Genomic DNA, 25,968 nt, shown 5'->3' on the forward strand with positions numbered 1-25,968 from the left:
TTCAACGGCCGTTTTTCCGTTATCAAATTCTTTGAGGATCTTAGCGATCTGTTGTGGGGAAAATTTACTCTTTTTCATACTGTTTAAATTTAAGATAAATATTCTACTTTTAAACAGTTCGGTTTTAAGGGAAGCTTACACTTTTATGCGCTTCTCAAATGTAAACATTTATTCATAAAAAAAGTAGTTGCCTCAAAAGCTATGTGTTTTAAGACAACTACTAATTCTATAAACTTTTTAATTTTTTAATACTTCGTCAAAACCCATTCTCCTTTTTGAATAAGCGGAATGGCTTGTTTGTATTTTAAAGTTTTACTTTCCCCGTTTCGCACATTTTTGATGGTAACCTTATCATTACGTCCAATTTTTGGTCGGTCGCGCGTTATGGTTTCGGTTACTTGTGGTTTTTGTTGTGCTTGCTCGCCGGCAGCTCTGCTTTGTGCCGCACGCTCGTCCATATTAGGAATTTCTTCCTTGCTGGTTTCTACTTGTTCTTTCGGTTTTTCTGCAGCCTCCTGAATATTATTTTCTTGCTGCTGCGGAATTTCCCCTTTAAACAAGAACGAAATTACATCTCTATTAACCTCTTCTAACATGGCTTTAAAAAGTTCAAAAGCTTCAAACTTATAAATTAATAAAGGATCTTTTTGTTCGTGAACGGCCAATTGTACACTTTGTTTTAGCTCATCCATTTTGCGTAAATGGGTTTTCCAAGCATCGTCTATAATCGCCAAGGTAATATTCTTCTCAAAATCTGTGATAAGGTTTTTACCTTCGGTTTCGTAAGCTTCTTTTAAGTTGGTAGCAACCTGCAAGGTTTTGCTGCCATCTGTAAACGGTACGGCAATGCGCTCAAAACGGTCGCCTTGCTCTTCGTAAACCCGTTTAATTACCGGATAGGCTAATTCTGCATTCCTATCCATTTTATTTTGGTAGTTTTCGTAGGCTAAATCATAAACCTGCGCAGATAATTTTTGCGTGCTTATTTTTTCAAATTCTTTTTCCGTTACCGGGGAATTCATCGAGAAGTACCGAATTAACTCAAACTCAAAGTTTTTAAAATCGGCTGCAGCCTTATTGTTTTCGGTAATCGAAGCAGCAATATCAAACAACATATTGGCAATATCTACGCGCAATCTTTCGCCAAATAAGGCGTGGTATCTACGCTTGTAAATTACCTCCCGTTGGGCGTTCATCACATCGTCATATTCTAACAATCGTTTACGTACGCCAAAGTTGTTTTCTTCTACTTTTTTCTGGGCGCGTTCTATAGATTTTGAAATCATTCCGTGCTGAATAACTTCGCCTTCTTCCAAGCCCATTTTATCCATCAGCTTCGCAATACGTTCCGAACCGAAAAGACGCATTAAATTGTCTTCTAAAGAAACATAAAATTGCGAACTTCCGGGATCTCCTTGTCGACCGGCACGACCTCTTAACTGGCGGTCTACTCGTCTGGAGTCGTGACGTTCTGTACCAATAATGGCAAGACCTCCGGCTTCTTTTACTTCTTTGCTTAATTTAATATCTGTACCACGTCCGGCCATATTGGTCGCAATGGTTACAATACCAGATTTACCGGCTTCTTCTACAATATCTGCCTCTTTTTTATGCAATTTGGCGTTCAAAACATTATGCGGAATGTTTCTAATTTTTAACATTCTGCTTAGCAATTCAGAAATATCTACAGAAGTAGTACCAATTAGCACCGGTCTGCCGGCTTTAGAAAGTTGGGTTACTTCTTCTATAACTGCATTGTACTTTTCGCGTTTGGTTTTGTAAACCAAATCTTCTTTATCTTTTCTTGCAATTGGACGGTTGGTAGGTATTTCTACTACGTCTAATTCGTAAATTTCCCAAAACTCTCCTGCTTCGGTAACCGCAGTACCGGTCATCCCCGAAAGTTTATGGTACATTCTAAAGTAATTTTGAAGCGTTACGGTTGCAAAGGTTTGTGTGGCGTCTTCAATTTTTACATTTTCTTTGGCTTCTATAGCTTGGTGTAAACCATCACTATAACGGCGCCCGTCCATAATACGACCGGTTTGCTCGTCTACAATTTTAACCTTGTTTTCCATCACCACATATTCGGTATCTTTCTCGAATAGGGTATAGGCTTTTAATAATTGTCTAAGGGTGTGAATGCGTTCACTTTTAACGCTATAATCTCTAAAAAGCTCTTCTTTTTTCTCTGCTTCTTCTTCTTTGCTGAGGTTTTGGTTTTCTATTTTAGAAATTTCCATTCCCATTTCCGGCATTACAAAGAAATCCGGATCTTCTTTTCCAGATAAAAACTCAACCCCTTTATCGGTAAGTTCTATTTGGTTGTTTTTTTCATCAATAGTAAAATACAACTCGGCATCTACCTTTGGCATTTCTCTATTGTTGTCTTGCATATAATGGTTTTCGGTTTTTTGTAGCAACTGCCGAATACCTTCCTCACTTAAAAATTTAATAAGAGCTTTGTTTTTTGGTAAACCACGGTAAACGCGTAGCAGTAAAAATCCGCCATCTTTGGTATCTCCTTCTTTAATTTTCTTTTTAGCTTCTGCCAATACGCCAACTAAATATTTGCGTTGGGCTTCTACCACTTTAGAAATTTGCGGTTTTAATTGGTCAAATTCGTGCACATCGCCTTTTGGCACCGGTCCCGAAATAATAAGCGGCGTTCTGGCATCGTCTATTAAAACGGAGTCTACCTCATCTACAATAGCAAAGTTATGCGGACGTTGTACCAAATCTTTGGGTGAATGACTCATATTGTCACGCAGGTAGTCAAAACCAAATTCGTTATTGGTGCCATAAGTAATGTCTGCATTATAAGCTTTTCTACGCGCTTCAGAATTTGGGCGGTGATAGTCTATACAATCTACACTCATCCCATGAAATTGAAATAAAGGTGCCATCCAGGCGCTATCTCTTTTTGCCAAATAATCGTTTACGGTAACCAAATGTACCCCGCGCCCGGTTAAAGCATTTAGGTATACCGGTAAGGTAGCTACCAAGGTTTTACCTTCACCGGTTTGCATCTCTGCAATTTTACCTTGGTGCATGGCAACCCCGCCAATAAGCTGTACATCGTAGTGAATCATATCCCAGGTTACTTCTTTCCCAGCGGCATTCCATTGGTTGTGCCAAATGGCTTTTTCGTCTTCGAGTACCACGTAATCTTTGGTAGCCGAAAGTTCGCGGTCATAGGCGCTGGGTGTAACTTCTAAGGTTTCGTTATGGTAAAAGCGTTTTGCGGTTTCTTTTACTACGGCAAAAGCTTCGGGAAGTATGTCGTTTAATACAGCTTCAGAAAGTTCGTAAACTTTTTCTTCTGCAGCATCTATTTGGGCATAGATATCTTCTTTTTCGGTAATATCTTCTGATTCTTCTGCTTTCTTTTTTAAATCTGCTATTTCTTGGGTAACAGATTTAGTAGCTTCTGCTATCTTTTCTTTAAACTCGGTGGTTTTAGCACGAAGTTCGTCTAAAGATAGTTGTTCTAATTTTTCTTCAAAAGATTTTATTTTGTCTACGATAGGCTGTAGCGCCTTTACATCCTGTTTGGATTTATCGCCTACAAATAATTTTAGTATAGAGTCTAAAAAACTCATAATAGGTGTTTGTTTTTAAATAGGGTTCAAATGTAAGCAAAAAAAAAGCCTCAATTTGAGACTTTTTATACTTAGTTTTTTGCTTTTTTAATATTCATCCTCGTTCCAGAGATAATCTTCATCTGTGGGATAGTCCGGCCAGATCTCTTCTATAGAGTCGTAAGAATCTCCTTCGTCTTCAATGGCTTGCAGGTTTTCTACAACCTCTAAAGGAGCTCCTGTTCTAATTGCATAATCTATTAACTCATCTTTTGTTGCCGGCCAAGGAGCATCACTTAAATAGGATGCTAATTCTAACGTCCAATACATCTGATTCTAGTGTTTTAATTTTTGCAAAAATAAATTTTTAATTGTAATAAGCAAGTAAAAAATCTATTAATTAATCAATACTTTTAAGAACTTAGTTTGTTTTTTACAATTTTGCTAGATGGATTCTTAATGGCCAAAAAATATAGCAAAAAATTTTAAAAACAATAATTTTTTCTCTTAAAAGAAATAAAATGGTAAGTTTTTAAGGTAATTATTCCTTTTCCTTTTTCGGAATCCATTGTATTTCTTCTGCGTTTAAGTCTTTTGTCAACTTTCGTGCCAGCACAAATAAATAATCTGACAATCTATTTAAATATTGCAAAATAGCATCGTCAAATGCTTCTTCGTGGTATAAAGCAGCAGCACGGCGTTCTGCGCGTCTGCAAACGCAACGCGATAAATGACAATATGACACGGTTGGGTGGCCGCCCGGAAGTATAAAATGCGTCATTTGTGGTAAATCATCGTTCATCTTGTCTATTTCTTTTTCCAATTGCTCAATATGACTGGCATTTATTTTAGAAATATCAAGTCGGTCTTTACCGCTTTTTAGCTTTGCTTTTTTAGGATCTGTGGCCAATTCCGCGCCAAGCGTAAATAAATTATATTGTATATCTTTTAAAACATCTTTGCTATGCTTGTCAATAGCTTGATCTGCTATTAAACCAATATTCGCATTTAACTCGTCTACCGTGCCGTAAGCTTCAATACGGTAATGACTTTTAGGAACGCGCGAACCGCCAAATAAAGCAGTAGTGCCTTTATCGCCGGTTTTAGTATATATCTTCATAGTATTTTTTCTTTTAATCTCTAAAGGTATAAAAAGTTTTTGAGTGGTTTGGTTTGTGAGTTAAGGAGTTTTTGAGTTTTCAGTAAAAAAGTAAACCAGTGAATCGGTAAATTAGTGAACGAGTCAACGAATCAACAAATCACCGAATCAACCAATTAACCCATCAACTAATCAACTATTCTCTTCTTTATTCTGTTGCTTTTCTCGTTTTTCGTAAAAATTTTCTCTGAAATTTCTACTTTTTCTATGGTAGCGTTTGTTTTTGTTTCGGCGATTATTGGCTACTACCGCAAAAAACAAAATACCTATTAAGACAATGCTAATTATAAGTTGAATTTCTTCGGGAATACCTTTTAACATCCTTATAGCTTTTTACGTTCGTCGCTTTCTATCAAGCCGTCCCGAAGTCGGATGATTCTGTGTGCGTGTTCGGCGATGTCTTCTTCGTGGGTAACCAAAATAACGGTATTTCCGGCTTGGTGAATGCTGTTAAACAGTTTCATTATTTCTACTGAAGTTTTAGAATCTAAATTTCCGGTAGGTTCATCTGCCAAAATAATGGAGGGCTTGTTTACCAAAGCTCTTCCTACAGCAACACGTTGCCGTTGTCCCCCCGAAAGCTGATTGGGTTTATGGTCCATCCGGTCGCCCAGCCCTACTTCTGTTAAAACTTGTTCTGCTCTTTTTACGCGGTCTTGTTTGCTTTTTCCGGCATAAATCATTGGTAAAGCCACATTATCTAAAGCAGTGGTGCGGGGTAAAAGGTTAAAGGTTTGAAACACAAAACCAATTTCTTTATTGCGTATTTCTGCCAATTCATCGTCGCTTAACTCCGATACATCTTTTCCGTTTAATACATAGCTGCCGGCAGTGGGCGTATCCAGACATCCTAATAAATTCATTAGAGTAGATTTACCCGAACCCGACGGTCCCATAATGGCAACATATTCTCCTTTATCTATTTGTAAATCTATACCTTTAAGAACCTTAACTATTTCCTGCCCTAGCGGGAAATCTCTTGTAATTTTTTTTATCTGTATAACTTCCTTGTGCATGCTGGTTTTCTTTCTAAATTAAAGACGCTTTTATATTGCATTTGTTACAAATATACTAACAAGTGAAAGAGTAAAATAGTCAAAAAGGTTAATAGTTGATTAGTCATTGAGTCAATGAGTTAAGAAGTGAAAGAGACAAGGGGTTTAAAAGATAAAAGTCAATGAAGGCGATAAGGTTTATGCTGTAAGTAATGTTTTATACTGTATAATTTTTAATTTAAAATTCTGAATTTTTTATCCCTACTTGGAATAAAGATCTCTCCTTCGTCGAGATGACATTTCTAAGTCAAAGAATATTTTCGCATTCATTGCAGTGGAGAAAATGATTAATAAATCCATTCGCTTAAAGCATATAGCATTAAAAAAAGATGGAGGAATGACTGAGCAATCTTTTTGCTTAAAGCTTATTGCTTACCGCATATAGCGTTAAAAACAGATATCTTCTTTCGTCGAGATGACTTGCGAAAAACAAAAACTATACTCGCTGTCATTTCGATGGAGGAACGAGTGAGAAATCTTTTTCTGCATTAACATGAATCTATCCAAAACGGTTAACATTATGTAGGGCAGCGCAGTCTAAATTTGAAATTTGCCCTCACCACTCACCACTGCCAACTTAAAACCAACATTCACCAATACGAATATTCGAAAAGAGCGATAAAGAGATTCTGAATAAAATCTTTCCTCCGGTCAGATTTTTCCAGAATGACAGCTTTTGATATTTCCTAATCCCTAATCCCTAATCCCTATGCTACAATCGAACCTTAAAATGTTCTTTACGTTGCTCTTTACGGAAAAAAATCAGGCCCCAGAAAAAGGTGTCGATACTAACTTTTACTTGCGGATACGCCTTGATTGTTTCCCAAGCTTCTTGCATTTCCGGAGACCAATAAATATCGTCTAAAATGAAAAATGAATTGTTATGAATGTAAGGTAAGAGTTTTTCGAAGTAACTTAAAGTAGCTTCTTTTTGGTGATTGCCGTCTATAAACGCCATATCTATTTGCTTAAATGGTATTTCGGCAATTTTTTCCGTAAAGTCACCTTGGGCCAATTGAATATTATTAAATCCGAATTTTTTAAAGTTATTGCGCGCCACATTAGCAATCTCGGGACAACCCTCTATCGTATATAAATTCACCGGATTTTCACAAGCAATGGCGGCGCTGCCCATTCCCACAGAAGTTCCCAGTTCTACTGCATTTCTTACCTGAAAATAGGCCGTTAACCTATTTAAAAACTTGCTGCGTTTTAAACCTGTAGCCGAATTTTTTGCTACCTGTGCAACTTTTCTTTTTTCGTTATTAAACACGCGCGACCCAGCACCTAAGTCGGTTACATTTAATTCCCGTTGATCACGCAACAAGTTTTTGCGATATTGCTTTAAGATAGGATAGGAGGGATGTTCTTTTTTGTCGTAAAAACACCGCGTTACCAATTGGTATACAAAAGGAGAATGTATACCGTGTTGGTTAGAACTTTTCCACCAGAATTTTGGATACGATTTTACTAAATGCTGCATAGCTGTGTTTTTGCAAAGATACGGAATTGGGGGATTAGCTGTAAACGATTTTTAATTTTGAAATTTTTTGCGAGTTATCGGAATATCACGCGCCAAAAGATCTCTCCTTTCGTCGAGATGACAAACGGAAAGCAAAACACCTCATTGCCGTTGGAAGAATATCCAAAAATTGATAATTAAAAATTCATCATTCCTAATTAAGTAAATCTATATTCTCCTGTCATTTTGATGGAGGAACGACTGAGAAATCTTTTTCTGTATTGTCTTTTAGCCTATCCAAAACGGTCAATGTTATTTTTGAGAACATCAGCTATTTGCTATTTTTTAAACTGTATAATGTATACTGTAAATTGTATAATGCGGTTTAGAATTCACTGACTAATAAACACTTGCCATATCAAGGACAAAGTAGTATTTCTGACACCTAATGACTAATTCTTAATCCCTAATTTTGATATTTGATATTTGATATTTGATATTTGTAATTTGAAGTTTTTTCATTTTAAACTCACCAACTCACCAACTCACCAACTCACCACTGTCTACTTAAAACCACTAATCGCCAATACGAATATTCGGATACCCTATAAAGAGATTCTGAATAAAATCTTCCCTCCAGTCAGATTTTTTCAGAAGGACAGTTTAACTTTTTTTACCATAACTGACCACTAAACCCTGCCAACTTAAAACCAACAATCACTAATAGGACTATTCGGATACCCGATAAAGAGATTCTGAATAAAACCTTCCCGCTGGTCAGATTTTTTCAGAATGACAGTTTGGATTTTTTTACTCATCAACTCATCAACTCATCAACTCACCAAGCTCAAACCAGCGTTCTGTTTTTTGTTCTATATTATCTTCTATTTCTTGGAGTTTAATGGACTTTTCTGTTATTTCTTCTTGACTTAAGTCCTTTAGGAAATCTTTTTGTAGTTTTTCTTTTTTAGCTTCTAATTTGGCGATTTCCTTTTCTAAATTTTTGTATTCCTTTTGCTCCTGATAGCTCAGCTTGGCCGTAGTTTTACTCTCTTGCCATTCTTTTTTGGCGGCAGAGGTTTTCTTTTCGGTTTCTCCTTGGTGTTTTTTGCTGCTTTCGTAACTGCGATAGTCGCTGTAATTGCCGGGGAAATCCTGAATTTTGCTTTCTTTCTTAAAGATAAATAAATGGTCTACTATTTTATCCATAAAATATCTATCGTGGGAAACTACGATTAAGCATCCCGGAAAATCTAATAAGAAATTTTCTAAAATATTTAAGGTTACAATATCCAAATCGTTGGTAGGCTCATCCAGAATTAAAAAGTTGGGGTTTTGTATTAAAACCGTACACAAATACAAACGCTTTTGTTCGCCTCCGCTGAGTTTCTCTACAAAATCATACTGCTTTTTACGATCGAATAGAAAGCGTTCCAACAATTGCTGCGCAGAGATTTGCCGACCTTTCTTTAGCGGAATATAGTCGCCAAACTCCCGAATTACATCAATTACTTTTTGACCTTCTTTTATAGTAATGCCGCTTTGGGTGTAGTGACCAAATTTTACGGTTTCGCCAATAACAATTTTGCCGGTATCCGGTTTAATATTCCCCGTAAGGGTTTTTAGAAAGGTGGTTTTACCCGTGCCGTTTTTACCGATAATGCCAAGTCGCTCACCGGGTTGAAAATTATAATCAAAATTTTCAAAAAGCGTTTTTTCTTCATACGATTTAGAAATATTATGCAGCTCTACAATTTTGTTTCCCAAACGTTCCATATTTATTTCCAACTGCACTTTTTGTTCGTTTCGGCGTTGCGATGCACGAGCTTTGATATCCGAAAAGTCTTCTATACGCGATTTAGATTTGGTGGTGCGGGCTTTGGGTTGCCTGCGCATCCAATCTAATTCTTTTTTATAGAGTTGTTTGGCTTTTTCTGTATTCGATTTTTCGTTTTCTATGCGAGCTTCGCGCTTTTCTAAATAATAGCTGTAATTGCCTTTATAATTATAAAGAATGCCGGCTTCCAGCTCTATAATCTCGTTACACACCCGCTCTAAAAAATAACGATCGTGGGTAACCATAAATAAGGTGATGTTTTGTTTTTTAAAGTAACCTTCCAACCACTCTATCATCTCCAAATCGAGGTGGTTGGTGGGCTCGTCTAAGATTAAAAGATCAGGATTATCTAATAAAGTTCCCGCCAGGGCCAAACGCCGTTTTTGTCCGCCAGAAAGTAATTTTACTTTTTTATCTAAGTTTTCCAGGTTTAGTTTAGAAAGTATTTGTTTGTATTGGGTTTCAAAATCCCAGGCCTGTTTTGCTTCCATTTGGTCAAAAGCTTTTTGATAAGCCTCGGTGTCACCGGCATTTTTTAAAGCCTTTTCGTAAGCAGCAATAGTTTTTAAAATTTCGTTATCGGAAGAAAGAATGGTTTCTTCTATCGTTAAGTTTGCATCTAAGCTTGGTTGTTGCGGTAAGAAAGAAACTTTTATGTCTTTACGATAAGCCACTTCGCCACGATCGGGGAGATCTAATTTGGCCAAAATATTCAGTAGGGAAGTCTTGCCTGTACCGTTTTTGGCAATCAAGCCTATTTTTTGACCTTGGTTAATACCAAAGGATATATCCTCAAACAAAACCCGCTCGCCATAAGATTTTGCAATTTGTTCAACCGAAACGTAATTCACCACAATAATTTTTGCTGCAAATTAAAATAAATTATGGAGTATTCCCATTTCATGTTTTAATATTAAGCTTGAAAACTTATATTTGTCGCTCAATTTTTTAGCGAAAAGAAAATAGATGAAATATATACGCTTTTTAACGCTTTTGTTGTTGGCTCTACAAATGGGTTCGTGCATTGGTACCAAAAAACTTACTTATTTGCAACAGCCCGAAAATCAAGAGATGCTAGATAGTTTGGTAAGCGTAAAGCGTATACAAAAGCCGTATCGCGTACAGATTAACGATTTGTTAGACATTAATGTAAAAGCTTTGGATCAAGCTGTGGTCCAAATGTTTGATAAATCTACGCAAGAAGGTAGTAGTGGGGGCCAGAAAATGAATGCGGAACAATTATATTTTGATGGTTATCTAGTAGACGCGCACGGCAACATACGTGTTCCTACTTTAGGAGAAATAAACGTCTTAGGCTATACTACCGAAGAGATTCGTAAAAAAATAGAAAGTCTATTATTGGAAAATTATTTTAAAGAAGAGGCAAATTTATTTGTCACCGTAAAGTTGGCCGGGGTTCGTTATACTACTGTCGGTGAAATTGGTACGGGAACACAAATTTTATATGATAATGAAGTTACCATTATGGAGGCTATTGCGAATGCTGGCGATATTCCCGTGACCGGCGACAGAAAAGACGTTATGATTTTACGCCAATATCCCGAAGGACAAAAAGTACACCATATAGACCTTACCAGTATAGATGCCGTAAACTCTCCTTATTATTATATACAGCCAAACGATTTGATTATCGTAAAACCCCTGCCGCAAAAATCTTATGGTTTTGGGGTTAGTGGATTAGAAACTTTTTCGGCAATTGCCAGTGTAGTAACCTTGTTTACTTCCTTGCTTATTTTAACAACCCGCTTATAGATGGAAGAAGAATTTGAAGTACAGGAATCGAATATAAACTTTGATTTTAAAGGGTTTTTACTTAAAATCTTAAGTTATTGGTATGTGTTTGTACTGGCTATTGTAATTGGCTTGGGCATTGCCTATTATATAAATGTACGCAAGTTGCCGGTATACCGTTTAAGCAGTTTAATTACCATAAAAGATGCACAAAATCCGTTATTTACCTCTAATCAAAGCTTAACATTTAACTGGGGAGGCGTTTCCGATAAGGTAAATACCGCCGTAACTACTTTGCAAACCCGTTCGCATAACGAAAAGGTAGTGGAGCGTTTAGAATATTATGTACAATATTTACAAGAGGGCGAATATCAAAAAGTAGATGCTTATGGCAGAGTACCGTTTCGTTTTGAAGTAGATAGTTTACATGGACAAATTTTAAACACGCCTATTGCCATAGAGTTTATAGATTCTACCCGTTTTAAACTTCGGCTTAGTATAGAAGAACCGGGTAGCTTTAATCTGATGCGTTACGATCAAAACTTGGTTAAATCTTTATATATAGACAAAAAACTCAGCGAGTATAAATTTAGATTGGGACAGCCAATAGATTTACCGTTTATTCATGGTAAACTAGAAAAAAATGAGCGTAAAATACTTCCCGGTCAAATTTACTACCTTCAATTTTTAAACTTTAACAGTGTTGTTCAGCAGTACCAAAATATTCAGGTGGGTAATCAAGGTAAAGGTAGTTCTATCATTAATTTGGCGCTGACCGGAAACAACAAAAAGAAAATAGCAGATTATCTTAATACTACTACCAAGGTATTGCGGGAAGATATGCTTAACCGTAAGAATTTGTTTGCTACCAAAACCATTCGGTTTATCGATTCTACTTTGGCGGTAAAGGCAGATGAGTTGCGGGATGTTGAAAACGAGATGAACCAATTCCGTATAGAAAACGAAATTCTCGATATTACCGCAGAAGGGCAGGAATTGCGTACCAAGCTTACAAAGTTAGACCTGCAAGAAGAGGAGGTAGAACGGGAAGTTTCCTACTACAATACCTTACGAGATTATTTAGAAACCCGGGACGATTATTCTAACGCGCCGGCACCATCGGTGGCGGGTATTCAAGAACCCAGTATAAGTGCTGCGGTAGGCCGTATCGTACAGTTGGCAGAACAACGCAAGCAGTATGCTTATTCTATGCAAGAAAGTTCTCCGGTTTTTGAAGATATAGATAGAAAAATAAATGCTACCAAATCGGTTTTATTAGAAAATATTAGCTCCTCCAGATCTTTACTGAATAAAGAACTCAATACTATTCGTGGCGAAATTGCACGCTTAGAGCAGCAAGTGCGGTCTCTACCCAAGGAGCAGCAAAATTTACTTAAAATTGAGCGCCGCTATAATATTAGCGAACAAACCTATAACTTGTTTTTGGCAAAACGCAACGAAGCCGGTCTGGTAAAAGCAGCCAATGTAAGCGACGTTAAAGTTATTGATAAAGCTAAAGACGTAGGCGGCGGAAAAATTGGTCCCAATACGCAACTCAATTATGTGATGGCCATATTAATTGGCAGTTTTGCGCCTTTGGTTATTATATTTTTGCTGGTATTTTTCGATAATAAAATAAAAACCGTAAAAGATGTGGAGCGCTTGTCCAACATTCCGGTGCTCGGGTTAATTGGAAAAAGTAGGCAAAAGACCAATCTCGTAGTATACAACAAGCCAAAATCGGCTATAGCCGAAAGCTTTAGAGGTCTGCGCACCAGTTTGCAATTTATTTATCGACAAAAAAATATTCAAGGCTCAAAAACCGTGTTGGTTACTTCCTCGGTCAGCGGGGAAGGAAAAACCTTTGTTTCTATGAACTTGTCTTCTGTTTTCGCTTTAAGCGGAAAACGATGCATCTTGGTTGGCGTTGATTTAAGAAGACCGAAGATTTTTGATGATTTTGAAATCAGTAATGATATTGGTTTAGTAAACTATCTGATAGGCGATAAAAACAAAGCGGAGGTTATTCAGGAAACCCGTTTTGATAATTTAGATGTGATTACCGCCGGACCCGTTCCGCCCAATCCGTCAGAGTTGTTGATGGATGACAAGATGGAGGTTTTAATGAATGAATTAAAAACAGAATACGATTATATTATTTTAGATAGTCCGCCAATTGGTTTGGTGGCAGACGCTTTAACCTTGGGTAAGTTCGCTGATGCTTCCCTGTATATCGTTCGGCAGAATTATACCAAAAACGGTATGCTCAACGTTATCAACGAAAAGTATAAAAAAGGGGAAATTGGCAGTATAAGTTTTGTCTTGAACTACTTTCAGCAAAAAGCTAAATACGGTTATGGTTACGGCTACGGTTATGGCTATGGTTATGGCTACGGCAGCAACTATAACAAAGGTTACCACGAGACCGAAGTACACGAAAGTTGGTGGCAGCGCATAAAAAATAAAATAAGAAAAAGAAGATAGGTATGGATAAAGATCCCATAATTGCAGTAATTGGTTTAGGTTATGTAGGCTTGCCGTTGGCAGTGGCTTTCGCCGAAAAATATAAAGTAATTGGTTTCGATATTAACAAGGCTCGAGTAGAAGAATTGCGTACCGGGCACGACCATACCTTAGAAGTAGAAGATGAAGCTTTGCAAAAGGTCTTATCTACCGGCAATTTAGAAGTAAATACTGCGGTAGACACGCTAAAAACCGCGCAAGTATATATAGTAACCGTACCAACCCCAACAGATAAAAACCATCGGCCTATTTTAACGCCTTTGGAAAAAGCCAGCGCTACCATAGCAAAGGTTTTAAAACCGGGCGATACGGTAATTTATGAATCGACCGTCTATCCCGGGGTTACCGAGGAGGTTTGTGTACCTATTTTAGAAGAAATTTCCGGCTTGATCTTTAATAAAGATTTTTATGCCGGTTATTCTCCAGAGCGTATCAATCCGGGCGATAAAGTACATACTGTAACACAAATTTTAAAAGTAACTTCCGGTTCTACTCCGGAAATAGCCAAAGACATAGATGCTTTATACGCTTCTGTGATAACAGCCGGCACGCATTTAGCACCAACTATAAAAGTAGCAGAAGCCGCAAAAGTTATTGAAAATTCGCAACGCGATATTAATATTGCTTTTGTAAACGAACTTTCAAAAATATTCCGATTATTAGATATAGATACCGATGCGGTTTTAGATGCGGCAGCAACCAAATGGAATTTTATTAAATTTACCCCCGGCTTGGTGGGCGGACATTGTATCGGCGTAGATCCTTATTATTTGGCGCAACGCGCACAAGAAGCAGGTTATAATCCGGAAATCATTTTGGCCGGCCGCCGAATGAACGACGGAATGGGACGTTATGTGGCGCAAGAAGTTATCAAATTGATGGTAAAAAAAGACGCTCCCATAAAAAATGGGAAAGCTTTAGTTCTGGGCATTACCTTTAAAGAAAACTGTCCCGATGTACGCAATACCAAAGCCATAGACGTAATAAACGAATTAAAAGGCTATAATTTAGACGTAGAAGTTTGCGACCCGTGGGCCAATCCAAAAGAAGTAAAAGAGATTTTCGATATAGATTTAACCACCTCTTGCGATGCGTTAAAACAAAAATACGACAGCATTATTTTATGCGTTTCTCACCAGGAATTTTTAGAATTAGACTATAAAAACCTAAGCAAAGACCACACGGTTATTTTTGACGTAAAATCATTTTTACCAATGGCATTGATAGACGGGAGGCTGTAGATTTTATATTGTATACTGTCAGGTCGAGTGCTGGTTTTTGGAAGCGATAGCGAAGAAAAGCAGTGTATCGAGACCTGGTATACAAGAGTCAAAGAGTCAAGGAGCCAAAGAGTAAAGTAGGGTTAAGCTATAAATTCTTAAAAAAAATTCCATTGTCTTTTCGATGGAGGAACGAAGGAGAAACCCTTTCTCGCTTACTGTTTATCCAAACTCGGAAAAAAGATCTCTCCTATCGTCGAGATGACAGTTTGATTTTTTATAAGAATTAAGATTTTTAATCCCCTAATCCCTAATCTCCAATACACGAATACACGAATACACGAATACACGAAAAACTAAAAATGCCCAACTAAAAACGCCCAACAAACCAACACACCACTGCCAACTAATCACTGATCACTACCAATCAACAAAAAACGCTAAACGCTAAACGAATAACGAATACACCAATACACGAATACACCAATACACCAATAATCAAATAATCAAATACACGAACCACACTGGTCTATCAAAAAAAACTATATTTGCAAGCGGTATTTTTAATTAGAAAAAATAATTGGATGTTTAAGCACGCCTATCACGAAAAAGATTTACATAATTATATATTTTTAGTAACCGGAGGAGCCGGGTTTATTGGTTCTAATCTGGTTGCGTATCTTTTAAAATACGGGGCTAAAGAAGTGCGGGTGTTAGACAATCTTTCCAACGGCTATTATGCTAACATCAAAGAATTTGAAGATCAGCCGAATTTTAAATTTATCGAAGGGGATATTCGCGATTTAGAGACTTGTAAAAGCGCCATGCAAGGTGCAGATTATGTGTTGCATCAAGCTGCATTGGGTTCGGTGCCGCGTTCTATAGACGATCCGGTTACTACCAATGCCGTTAATATTAGCGGGTTTGTAAATATATTGGTGGCACAAAAAGAAACCAATAGTGTAAAACGTCTGGTTTACGCAGCTTCGTCTTCCACTTATGGCGACAGTAAAGAATTGCCTAAAAAAGAAGAAAATATAGGAAATCCGTTATCGCCCTACGCTGTAACAAAGTATGTCAACGAGTTATATGCTAATGTGTTTGCCAATACTTACGGCATCGAAATTATCGGGTTGCGCTATTTTAATGTTTTTGGACCAAAACAAAGTCCGCAAGGCGCTTATGCTGCGGTAATCCCATTGTTTATGCAAGCCTTAAAAGACCAAAAGGCACCTACTATTAATGGCGATGGCGAGCAGACACGCGATTTTACTTTTGTAGAAAATGCGGTACAAGCCAATATAAAAGCCTTATTCGCTTCCGCGGAAGCGACAAATAAGGTCTATAATGTAGCTTACGGAGAACGAATAAGCTTAAATGAATTATGGCAAAGCTTGCAACAAGCCGCCAATACAAGAATACAAGCCAATTACGGACCGCCGCGCCAAGGCGATGTGCGCGACTCGTTGGCCAACATTCAAAAAGCAAAAGATTTATTAGATTACCAGCCGCGTTTTAGTGTACAAGACGGCTTACAACTAACCTGGGAAAACTTTTAAAAATGAAGAAAACGCAAACCGATTGGTTATACGAAATTACGCCGCATAGAAGTCTATTCAACCTGAATTTAAAAGAAATTTGGCGGTATAAAGATTTGCTTATTCTTTTTGTAAAGCGCGATATTGTTACGGTTTACAAACAAACCATTTTAGGGCCCTTGTGGTATTTTATCCAGCCTTTGTTTACCTCGGTAATTTTCACCTTGGTATTTAACAATGTGGCCGGGGTTACCACTGGTGCGGTGCCTTCGTTTTTGTTTAACTTAGCAGGAATTACGGCGTGGAATTATTTTAAAGAATGCCTTACCGGTACTTCCAATACCTTCCGTGGCAACGCAGCTATTTTTGGAAAAGTGTATTTTCCCAGAGCTATTATGCCAATGTCGGTTACCATTTCTAATTTGGTTAAATTTGGTATTCAGCTGCTTATTTTTATAGGCTTTTATATCTATTTTGTTTTAAGTGGGGCAGAGGTTGCGCCCAATTCTTTGTTGCTGTTGTTTCCGCTTTACGTATTGATGATGGCTTTAACCGGACTTGGTTTGGGAATGACTATTTCGGCAGCTACCACCAAATATCGGGATTTAACCGTGTTGGTTGGTTTTGCCACTTCTTTATTGATGTATATTTCGGCAGTGCCTTTTCCGTTGGATAAAGCCGAAGAAAAGTTGCCGGAAATAAGCTGGTTGTTTGAGTACAATCCTTTAGCACAAATCATTGAAGGTTTCCGATTTATCACGTTAGATTTTGGTGATTTCACTTGGGGCGGATTGCTTTATGCCTTCTGTTTTTCGGTAGTTATCTTTTTTATAGGCTTAGTAATTTTTAACAAAACCGAGAAGAATTTTATTGATACAGTTTAGGAGGTAGTAGTAAAAGAGGTAAAAAGTTAAAGAGGCAAATAGATAAAGAGGCAAAGAGTCAAGGAGATAAAGAACAAAGTAGTATTTCTGACACCTAATGACCTTAATCTCTAATTTTGAAATTTAAAATTTGAAAATTGCAATTTGAAATTTCTCCATTTTTAATTCACCAACTCACCACTAAAAAGATCTCTCCTATCGTCGAGATGACAGTTAAATAAAATTCTCGCTGTCATTCCGATGGAGGAACGACTTAGAAATCTTTTTTTTACACCGTATTTGAGTCTATCCAAAATGGTCAACATCAGCTGTACGCTAAAAAATTAAAAATCATCCAACGAAAAACACCAATCGAAAAAATACCTGCTTGTTAGTCAGCATCACAGTTTTTGATATAGACTTCTCGATACAACCGATTAAGAAAACTTACGCAATTCTCAATTGCTTGTTTTCTAAAACCGCCCACTCGAAGTGACAGTTAGGAGCCATTGTCAGGTCGAGTGCTGATTTTTTGTAGCGATAGCGAAGAAAAAGCAGTGTATCGAGACCTAGTTTATTGACGAATTTTTTTGTAGTCTGCTAACACCCATTTTTGAAATTTATAACCACTCAGCAACTCACCAACTCACCACAATCAAAGAGATCTCTCCTATCGTCGAGATGACAGTTAAATAAAATTCTCGCTGTCATTCCGATGGAGGAACGACATAGAAATCTTTTTCTACTTAACCCAAAGATTCTGAATAAAACCTTTCCGCTGGTCAGCTTTTTTCAGAATGACAGGTCTTGGGAGTGTTTGCCCAATTTTGAATTTTTTTATTACCCACGACCACCTATTACCGACTAGGATCTACACAAAAAAACGAATATTGGAATTATCGAAATACGAAAAACGACCAACGACCAACGATAAACGCTCAACCAAAAACGCCAAACGCCCCACGACTCTCGCCCCACAACCCACGAATATACCAATACACGAATACACGAATAAAAACCTTATCTTCGGGGCAATAATTTGTAGTTATGATTCCGTTTAATAAGCCTTTTCAATCGGGGAAAGAAATTAATTATTTACAACAAGTTTTGGCCGTGAATAAGTTGGCGGGAAATGGCGTGTTTACCGAGCAAGTCCAAGCTTATTTTGAACAACATTACAATCTTAAAAAAGCTTTTTTAACCACTTCTTGCACAGATGCTTTAGAAATGGCTGCTTTACTGATAGAGGCTTCTCCCGAAGATGAAATTATTATGCCTTCCTATACTTTTGTTTCCACGGCTTTGGCTTTTGACCGGCAAGGGGCAAAAGTAATTTTTGCCGATGTAAAAAAAGAATTTCCAAACCTGTCGGTTGCTGCGGTTGCAGAAAAAATAACGCCTCGTACAAAAGCGATTGTGGTAGTGCATTATGCCGGTGTTCCGGTAGATATGGACGGAATTATGGCTTTAGCAAAAAAACATAATTTATATGTAATAGAAGACTGTGCTCACGCCATAGGTGTAAAACAAGAGGCCGGATATCTTGGCAGTATCGGACATTTATCGACTTTTAGTTTTCACGAGACCAAAAACATAAGCAGTGGAGAAGGTGGAATTTTGGGTATCAACGATCCTATATTTGTAAAACGTGCAGAAATGATTTGGGAAAAAGGAACCAATCGCGCTGCTTTTTTTAGAGGCGAAACCACTGCTTATAATTGGAACGATACCGGCTCTTCTTTTATGCCGGCCGAGTTTATTGCAGCGGTTTTATTGGCACAACTCCCCGAAATTAAAAAGGTAAACCAAAAGCGCTTAGACTTATGGAATTATTATTACCAAAAATTAGAAGTTTTACAAAAAGAAAATAAAATAAAACTTCCGCAGCTGCCACAAAACACGCCCCACAACGCACATATTTTTTATCTGCTTTGTTCTTCCGCCAACGAGCGTAATGATTTAATAGCTTTTTTAAAAGAGAAGAAAATTCATAGTGTTTTTCATTATTTAGGTCTGCATACCAGTCCGTATTATTTAAAAAACAATCCACAACAATCTTTACCCAATACTGAATATTTTGCAAGTTGTTTATTGCGCTTGCCTTTATATTACGGCCTAAGTCAAGCAGAACAAGACCAGGTGATTGAAGCTATTTTTGAGTTTTATGAATAGTGAAAAAGTGAAAGAGTGAAAGAGTAAAGTAGCGTTAAGCCATATGCTTTAAGCTGTATGCTACTTAAATAATTTTAAATTTTGAGTTGTTTTATCCACATTCAGAATAAAGACCCCTCCTTTCGTCGGGATGATAAAGGAAAAACAAAATAACGATGTCATTTCGCGGGAGGAACGACATAGAAATCTTTTTCTGTATTGTCTTTGAGTCTCTCCAAAACGGTCAATGTTTTTTGGGAAACATCAGCTGTACGCTAAAAAATTAAAAATCATCCAACGAAAAACACCAATCGAAAAAATACCAGCTTGTTAGTCAGTATTACAGTTTTTGATATAGACTTCTCGATACAACCGATTAAGAAAACTTACGCAATTTTCAATTGCTTGTTTTCTAAAACCGCCCACTCGAAGTGACAGTTAGGAGCCATTGTCAGGTCGAGTGCTGATTTTTTGAAGCGATAGCGAAGAAAAAGCAGTGTATCGAGACCTAGTTTATTGATGAATTTTTTTGTAGTCTGCTAACACCCATTTTTGAAATTTACTCACCAACTCACCAACTCACCAACTCACAAACTCACGACTCACCCACTCAAAAAAGATTCCTCCTATCGTCGAAATGACAATTGGAAAGCAAAATAATACTGTCATTTCGATGGAGGAACGACTGAGAAATCTTTTTCCGCATTTGTGTTAAGACTATCCAAAACGACTCATGACTTAACTGTATAATGTATACTGTAGATTGTATATTGAGTAATTTTGTCAGGTCGAGTGCTGATTTTTTGAAGCGATAGCGAAGAAAAAGCAGTGTATCGAGACCTTATTTTAGCATCTCATTCCCGTTATTCATTATATGTAAGGTTATTGGTAGCAGACTTTATTCCAATGCCTTGATTTCTTGTTTTAGTTTTTTCAAATGACGATTTAAAATTGCCCAAACTATTGAGTTGTCTATACTATCGTAGGCGTGTATTAATCTATTTCGGAAGCCAATAATTTGCTTATCATTCTCAATCTCTATAGTAGGTTTGATTTTTTTGAGTTTATTTAGAGCTTCTCCAATAATTGCTAATTGCCTTTCGACGGCACTTTGGGTTTTTAAATCATTCTGATAAACCTCAAAATCTGTAATGTCAACCGTAAATTTCTCTATCAAATCGACAGCTATTAAAATATCAGATAGATATTTTTTGCTCTTTTCCGTCATAGATCAAAATTTTCGTTGAATCAATACTTTTTCTGAGAATAGGGTTTTTAATGGAAGTGTTTGTCAATAAATTGACTTTTCTTTGAAAGAACTGTTCCAACTTATCCCAAATATTCATAAGGTCTTCTCCGCGTTCAATTGGGTCATCATTATCAATCTCAATCAATAAATCAATATCGCTTGATTTCTCATTAAATTGATTTGTAATGGAAGAACCAAACGCGTACAGTTCTTTTACATTATGAGCTTTACACAATGTCAAGAAATCTGCCATTTTATCCTTAATAGACTCTTTCAAATTCATAAGGCTAATATAATGGTTTTTTTCGAAACCGTTTTTCTAATTTACTACCAGCTTGAGACTAAGCAGAATCTTAATACTAACTTTTGACCAGAAATTTCTCCTATCGTCGAAATGAACTGGGAAAACAAAACAACACTCGTAAAAAAGATCTCTCCTATCGTCGAGATGACACCGGGAAAACAAAACAACACTGTCCTTCGATGGAGAAACGACTGAGAAAATAAATGTGTTGATTAGTTAATTAGTTGATTCGCTTACTTCAAACGGTGGAAGATTTCATAAACTTTTAAATTAAAAACTCATAATTTAGCTAGCTGCCAAGTGAACACTGATCACTGAACACTGACCACAACCAAAGAGATCTCTCCTATCGTCGAGATGACAGTTAAATAAAATTCTCGTTGTCATTTCGATGGAGGAACGACTGAGAAATCTTTTTCTACTTAACCCAGAGATTCTGAATAAAAGCTTCCCGCTGGTCAGCTTTTTTCAGAATGACAGCTCTGACGGGGGATGGTTGCTAAATTTTCTACTACTTACTACCCAAGACTCTCAACTAAAGACTAGCACCTACCCGAATACACGAATAAACGAATATTCGGAAAACAAAATAAAGCAATAAGCTCTATGCAATAAGCTTTAAGCGAATGATTTTTTTGAAATTTTACTGACCACTGAATACTGACCTCTTACCAACTAAGCCAAAAAAGATTTCTCCTATCGTCGAAATGACAAATGCCCCATAAACAAATTCAAAAATCCTTCTTAAAAACCCATCTAATTTCTTTTAATCCCTTAAATTTGACTTTTTTAGAAAAAAAGCAATGAGTGATATAATTTTAAAAGCCGAAAATGTATCCAAACAATACCGTTTAGGGGTTGTTGGTACCGGTACCTTGAGCCATGATTTAAACCGTTTTTGGCATCAAATACGCGGAAAAGAAGATCCATATACTAAGGTGGGAGCGGTAAACGACCGTAGTGCCAAGGCAGAAAGTGAATATGTATGGGCGTTACGCGACATTAATTTTGAAGTAAAACGCGGGGAAGTCTTAGGTATTATTGGTAAAAACGGAGCCGGTAAATCTACACTTTTAAAAATCTTATCGCGGGTAACCGGCCCAACCACCGGCAGTATTAAAACCCGCGGCCGTATTGCTTCTTTGTTAGAGGTAGGCACGGGCTTTCATCCCGAGCTTACCGGAAAAGAAAATATTTACCTTAACGGTGCTATCTTGGGAATGACCAAAGACGAGGTAAGTGAAAAATTAGACGAGATTGTAGAGTTTTCCGGCTGTAAACTTTATATAGATACCCCGGTAAAAAGATATAGTAGCGGAATGCGCGTACGTTTGGCTTTTGCCGTAGCTGCCCATTTAGAACCGGATATTCTTGTAATAGACGAGGTATTGGCCGTTGGTGATGCAGAATTTCAAAAAAAGGCTATTGGTAAAATGCAGGATATTTCGCAAGGAGAAGGAAGAACAATTATTTTTGTTAGTCATGATATGGGAGCTGTTCAAAATTTGTGCAACAGATTGTTAATTTTAGAAAATGGAAAAACTTGCTTTGAAGGAGATGTTCAAGAAGGAATTGATAATTATTTAAAAGACAATGAAACGAAAGATAGTGTTTACTTTAATCCTGACGTAACTACAGGTATTTTGAAATTAGAATTTTTAAATAGTAAAGGAGAGGTTGTACAAAATATAATGACCGGTCAAAATGTGTTTGTCAGGTTGCACTATTTAAATGCAGAGCAGAAAAACTTATCTTTTACCGTAGCGTTTAGTGATACTAACGGTACTTTCATGTTTGGATGTAGAAGCGATATAGTTAATACTACTTTTAGAAAAAAAGAAGGAGTAGCTGTTTTACAGATACCTAAATGGCCGCTAAGTGAAGGAGTTTATCACTATAATATTCTTTGTCACTTCCGGGGACAACCTTTAGAATATAAGAAAGGAGTTGGGGCTATTACGGTATACAAAGGAGATTTTTACGGCACTGGTAAATTACCCGGAGGTAAAAAAGCTTTTTATGTAGATTATGACTGGAAGGAGAAGGAAGATGCTTAGAAACTTTAAAAAAAAATTTTGGAAGTATATTATACCTAAAATTGCTAAAAAATTAGCTAAAAATAGAATAGAAGAAATTGACTTGCATCGAGAAAAAATTTTTAAGCAATTTCAAAGTGTTGGTGCGAATTGTACTCTAAATGGCGCAAATTGGCGAATTAAATCTCCTAAGAAAATTATTCTTAGTAATAATATTCATATTGGTAATAATTTTTTTATGGATGGTAGAGGTGGAATTACAATCGCTAACAATGTTCATATAGGCGAGAATGTAAGTATTATAAGTGCTTTTTCAAATTATGAAGGAAATGTTTTACCATTTGATCAAACGGTCAAATTTAGTCCTCTTCATATAGAGGAGAACGTTATAATAGATAGTGACGTTTCTATAATGCCTGGAGTACATATAGGAAAAGGGGCTATTATAGGAAGAGGGGCTGTGGTAAATAAAAATATTAAAGCTTACGAAATCGTTAGTGCGCCGGAAGTCAAGCATCTTAAATTTCGGAATGAAAGCCATTATATAAAGTTAGAAAAGGAAAAAAGGTTTGGTGATATAAAAGGTGCGGCAATGCTGGATTTGAATCAAAATTTTTTACCCACTTATAAAGAAAAGAGAGAAGCAAAGATAATATTTATATTAGGAACAGGGAGATCAGGGAGCAATGCTATTGTAAATATTCTTAATCAGAACCCTAATTGTAAAGCTTTTCACGAAGATATTCGACAATTAATACGAATAAGTACAAAATTGGCTGAGAATCCTAACCGTAAAGAGGATTATTTTAAAGAGCTAGAAGATATTTTTAATACTAAAATTTGGCAAGCATCCGATAATCAGATTTTAATACATTCCGATCAGCGCCTATGGAACCTTATTCCATTTTTAAAAGAATATTTTCCTAATTCTAAATATATTCATCTGGAACGAGAAAAGTATTCTTGCATTAAGTCTATGTATGCTAGGAATTGGTATGCTCAGAATGAATATCCCTATCTTATGGACCATGATTGGGCTAAATATAGACTACAAGCAAATAAAATTAATGTCTTATCCGATCATGATTGGCAAAAATTAGATGCTTTGGAAAAATGCGCTTGGTATTGGAATTTTATTAATAAGCAGATTGAAAATGAACTATCGCAAATAGGAGAAGGTAGAGTGTTGAGTCTAAATTTGAAAAATTTAGAACAAACCAAAGCTAAATGGTCAAGGTTTATTTCCGAGGAGGATTTTAATTATAATATTGTAAAAACTAATCAAGTTAAAAAGAATCATTTAAATAAATATGAGAATATGGAGGAGGAAGAATTACGCAATAAAATTGATGCATTTTTAAATTTATCAAAAACCTTCTAAGTACATAGATAATTATATTTTTATAAGATTATTATATAGGTCCACTAATGACATTATTTATTTTTAAATCATTTGTCAAATATGAAAACATTTAACTAAGTATAGAGCCGGAAAGTTATAAATGAAGCTTTAGCAAAAAGATTGGATATACAATGAAAATAATTAGTACGCAAATAGAAGACTGTTTTATAGTAGAACCCTCCGTTTTTAAAGATAATAGAGGGTATTTTATGGAAAGTTATAATTCCAAAGAATTTCAGAATAAAACAAATTTGCGAGTAAATTTTGTTCAAGATAATGAATCTATGTCCTCTTACGGTGTAATTAGAGGTTTACACGCACAGTTAGGAGCACATGCGCAAGCTAAATTAGTAAGAGTGGTAAAAGGAAAAGTTTTGGATGTTGTGGTAGATGCCCGATCTTCGTCCCCTAGTTTTGGAAAAATTGTTTCTAAGATATTAGATGCAGATAATAAAAAGCAATTATTTGTACCAAAAGGTTGTCTCCACGGATTTGCAGTTTTAGAAAATGATACCATATTTTCTTATAAGTGTGATGCATTTTATAATAAAGAAAGTGAAGTAGGAGTCAATCCTTTAGACTCTGATTTACAAATTGATTGGAAAGTAAAAATAGGTGCAGAAATTATTTCAAAAAAAGATAAAGAAGCTTCTAGTTGGGCTGAATTTTATAAGCAATTATAAGATTTTTACAATCGTTTATAACTTATCTATCTTTATTTCTCAAATTTAATCCGTTGCGCAAAATGTAGGTTTTGGTTGAGCACCAGTGCAAATTCTACGGGATCTTCCCAAGCATCGTAATTATATAAATCAATCAAAAATAAACAAGAACTTTTACGGTTAAAATAGTCAACTATTTCTTTTTTTCTTTTGCGGGCTGTTCGTTCTTGCACGCCAAAATACGCCTCTATGTGATAGGTATATAAAGGAGTGTAAAGAAAGTTATGTTTAACAGCCGCTTGCATGCTAACTTATTGTTTATTTATAGTTTGGCAGATTTGTACTAATATTTCTATGGGAAAATCGTAATAATTTGCTACTTCTTCCAAATTTAATACGTGATGCTGCTCTTTCTTATAGTGTTTTTTGATTGTACGAACTTTTCTTTGTGCCGATTTTAAGGACAAATTTTGCCAAGCTGCTAAATCTTTTGGTTTAATAATTTGGTATTTTTCTATATCTTTCATTGCTACATTTTTTTAAATTATTTTTTTACTTTTTAAAACCGATATAAAGCTACTTATGCTTGCCCAAAAAAGTTGTGACATGAACTTTATAGATTCGGTCATAGTGCTAAGTATTGATTTATATGGGCTTACGAGCATATTGTTTCTGCTTTATATTTCTCTTACAAAGCTTATTTATTTAAAGAATAAAAAAAAGGACATGTAAATACACCCTTTTTTTTGGAGAGGAAAATCTTCTTTTACAAGCAATTGCATTTGCTTTTTTAACAATGTTAAGGTCTTCATAATCAAAATACTGTAAGATTGTGGCTCTTGTAAAAAGTCGCAGAAAGAACTAAAACGCAGGAGTCTGCATTAGGTGTTTTTCTTGAAATGAAATAAAGCGAGGCAGTTGCGACAGAAAGTCCCCAAAAAAGATAAGGTGAAATTCTACTTGCCCTATATTTCAAAACCAACCTCTATGCAAAGCCTATGTAAAGCCTATGTAAAGGCTATACAAGCTAACTTATGTTTTTACAAATTTTTCCGGCAGTTTCAATGGAGTATTTAACTATTTATAGCGTAAAAAAAAGGTACAAAATGGAACTAAAAGTTTCAGAAAGTATCAAAAGGTATTAAAAAGTAGCAAAAAGTAGGTTTTATTAAAA

20 protein-coding genes are annotated in these 25,968 nt (G+C 36.2%); 9 read left to right on the top strand and 11 right to left on the bottom strand.

Going from position 1 to position 25,968, the window contains the following annotated elements:
* Nucleotides 1–245 precede the first annotated feature (245 nt).
* From secA to FKR84_RS12600, 7 genes are all read right to left on the bottom strand, one after another.
* Nucleotides 246–3,602 carry a preprotein translocase subunit SecA gene (gene secA, locus FKR84_RS12570; protein WP_141422669.1) on the bottom strand — a complete coding sequence of 1,119 codons (3,357 nt, stop codon included), beginning with the start codon at nt 3,600–3,602 and terminating at the stop codon, nt 246–248.
* A gap of 87 nt (nt 3,603–3,689) precedes the next feature.
* Nucleotides 3,690–3,911: a DUF2795 domain-containing protein gene (locus FKR84_RS12575; protein ID WP_008272287.1), complete on the bottom strand. Its 222-nt coding sequence runs from the start codon at nt 3,909–3,911 to the stop codon at nt 3,690–3,692.
* Between the two features lie 211 nt (nt 3,912–4,122).
* On the bottom strand, nt 4,123–4,701 hold the full coding sequence (locus FKR84_RS12580) for a cob(I)yrinic acid a,c-diamide adenosyltransferase (RefSeq protein WP_141422670.1): 579 nt from the start codon (nt 4,699–4,701) through the stop codon (nt 4,123–4,125).
* Between the two features lie 171 nt (nt 4,702–4,872).
* Nucleotides 4,873–5,061 carry a hypothetical protein gene (locus FKR84_RS12585; protein ID WP_141422671.1) on the bottom strand — a complete coding sequence of 63 codons (189 nt, stop codon included), beginning with the start codon at nt 5,059–5,061 and terminating at the stop codon, nt 4,873–4,875.
* Nucleotides 5,062–5,063: 2 nt separating this feature from the next.
* Nucleotides 5,064–5,756, bottom strand: a complete 693-nt coding sequence (locus tag FKR84_RS12590) for an ABC transporter ATP-binding protein (RefSeq protein WP_141422672.1) — start codon at nt 5,754–5,756, stop codon at nt 5,064–5,066.
* 751 nt (nt 5,757–6,507) lie between these two features.
* A complete protein-coding gene (locus FKR84_RS12595) occupies nt 6,508–7,278 on the bottom strand; it encodes an O-methyltransferase (RefSeq protein WP_141422673.1) in 771 nt (256 codons plus the stop codon).
* Between the two features lie 804 nt (nt 7,279–8,082).
* Nucleotides 8,083–9,945, bottom strand: coding sequence for an ABC-F family ATP-binding cassette domain-containing protein (locus FKR84_RS12600; protein WP_141422674.1), 1,863 nt, complete (start codon nt 9,943–9,945; stop codon nt 8,083–8,085).
* 115 nt (nt 9,946–10,060) lie between these two features.
* Between FKR84_RS12600 and FKR84_RS12605 the strand changes: the two genes are divergently transcribed.
* From FKR84_RS12605 to rffA, 6 genes are all read left to right on the top strand, one after another.
* Nucleotides 10,061–10,867, top strand: a complete 807-nt coding sequence (locus tag FKR84_RS12605; protein WP_141422675.1) for a polysaccharide biosynthesis/export family protein — start codon at nt 10,061–10,063, stop codon at nt 10,865–10,867.
* A complete protein-coding gene (locus FKR84_RS12610) occupies nt 10,868–13,330 on the top strand; it encodes a GumC family protein (RefSeq protein WP_141422676.1) in 2,463 nt (820 codons plus the stop codon).
* 2 nt (nt 13,331–13,332) lie between these two features.
* Nucleotides 13,333–14,610, top strand: a complete 1,278-nt coding sequence (locus FKR84_RS12615; protein WP_141422677.1) for a nucleotide sugar dehydrogenase — start codon at nt 13,333–13,335, stop codon at nt 14,608–14,610.
* Nucleotides 14,611–15,173: 563 nt separating this feature from the next.
* Complete coding sequence (locus tag FKR84_RS12620; RefSeq protein ID WP_141422713.1) at nt 15,174–16,148, top strand: SDR family oxidoreductase; 975 nt, start codon at nt 15,174–15,176, stop codon at nt 16,146–16,148.
* Nucleotides 16,149–16,150: 2 nt separating this feature from the next.
* Nucleotides 16,151–17,011 (top strand): ABC transporter permease, encoded by an 861-nt coding sequence (locus FKR84_RS12625; protein WP_141422678.1) that lies wholly within the window; start codon nt 16,151–16,153, stop codon nt 17,009–17,011.
* Nucleotides 17,012–18,037: 1,026 nt separating this feature from the next.
* Nucleotides 18,038–19,162, top strand: coding sequence for a dTDP-4-amino-4,6-dideoxygalactose transaminase (rffA, locus tag FKR84_RS12630; RefSeq protein ID WP_141422679.1), 1,125 nt, complete (start codon nt 18,038–18,040; stop codon nt 19,160–19,162).
* Between the two features lie 877 nt (nt 19,163–20,039).
* On the opposite strand, the gene FKR84_RS12635 is transcribed toward rffA, so the two are convergent.
* Together FKR84_RS12635 and FKR84_RS12640 are read right to left on the bottom strand one after the other, a co-directional pair.
* Nucleotides 20,040–20,369: a HepT-like ribonuclease domain-containing protein gene (locus tag FKR84_RS12635; protein WP_141422680.1), complete on the bottom strand. Its 330-nt coding sequence runs from the start codon at nt 20,367–20,369 to the stop codon at nt 20,040–20,042.
* On the bottom strand, nt 20,338–20,673 hold the full coding sequence (locus FKR84_RS12640; protein WP_233357768.1) for a nucleotidyltransferase family protein: 336 nt from the start codon (nt 20,671–20,673) through the stop codon (nt 20,338–20,340). The genes FKR84_RS12635 and FKR84_RS12640 overlap by 32 nt, the downstream gene beginning before the upstream one ends.
* Nucleotides 20,674–21,497: 824 nt before the next feature.
* Between FKR84_RS12640 and FKR84_RS12645 the strand changes: the two genes are divergently transcribed.
* From FKR84_RS12645 to rfbC, 3 genes are all read left to right on the top strand, one after another.
* Complete coding sequence (locus FKR84_RS12645) at nt 21,498–22,751, top strand: ABC transporter ATP-binding protein (RefSeq protein WP_141422681.1); 1,254 nt, start codon at nt 21,498–21,500, stop codon at nt 22,749–22,751.
* Nucleotides 22,723–24,111 carry a sulfotransferase gene (locus tag FKR84_RS12650; RefSeq protein WP_141422682.1) on the top strand — a complete coding sequence of 463 codons (1,389 nt, stop codon included), beginning with the start codon at nt 22,723–22,725 and terminating at the stop codon, nt 24,109–24,111. Before FKR84_RS12645 ends, FKR84_RS12650 begins: the two co-directional genes overlap by 29 nt.
* Nucleotides 24,112–24,263: 152 nt before the next feature.
* The gene (gene rfbC / locus FKR84_RS12655) at nt 24,264–24,815 is read left to right on the top strand and encodes a dTDP-4-dehydrorhamnose 3,5-epimerase (protein WP_141422683.1); all 552 of its coding nucleotides are present in this window, start codon (nt 24,264–24,266) and stop codon (nt 24,813–24,815) included.
* A gap of 32 nt (nt 24,816–24,847) precedes the next feature.
* On the opposite strand, the gene FKR84_RS12660 is transcribed toward rfbC, so the two are convergent.
* Both FKR84_RS12660 and FKR84_RS12665 read right to left on the bottom strand, forming a co-directional pair.
* A complete protein-coding gene (locus tag FKR84_RS12660; protein WP_141422684.1) occupies nt 24,848–25,099 on the bottom strand; it encodes a hypothetical protein in 252 nt (83 codons plus the stop codon).
* Between the two features lie 6 nt (nt 25,100–25,105).
* Nucleotides 25,106–25,321: a hypothetical protein gene (locus FKR84_RS12665; RefSeq protein WP_141422685.1), complete on the bottom strand. Its 216-nt coding sequence runs from the start codon at nt 25,319–25,321 to the stop codon at nt 25,106–25,108.
* Nucleotides 25,322–25,968: the final 647 nt, after the last annotated feature.

The organism is Haloflavibacter putidus, assembly GCF_006546625.1.
Lineage (GTDB): Bacteria > Bacteroidota > Bacteroidia > Flavobacteriales > Flavobacteriaceae > Mesonia > Mesonia putida.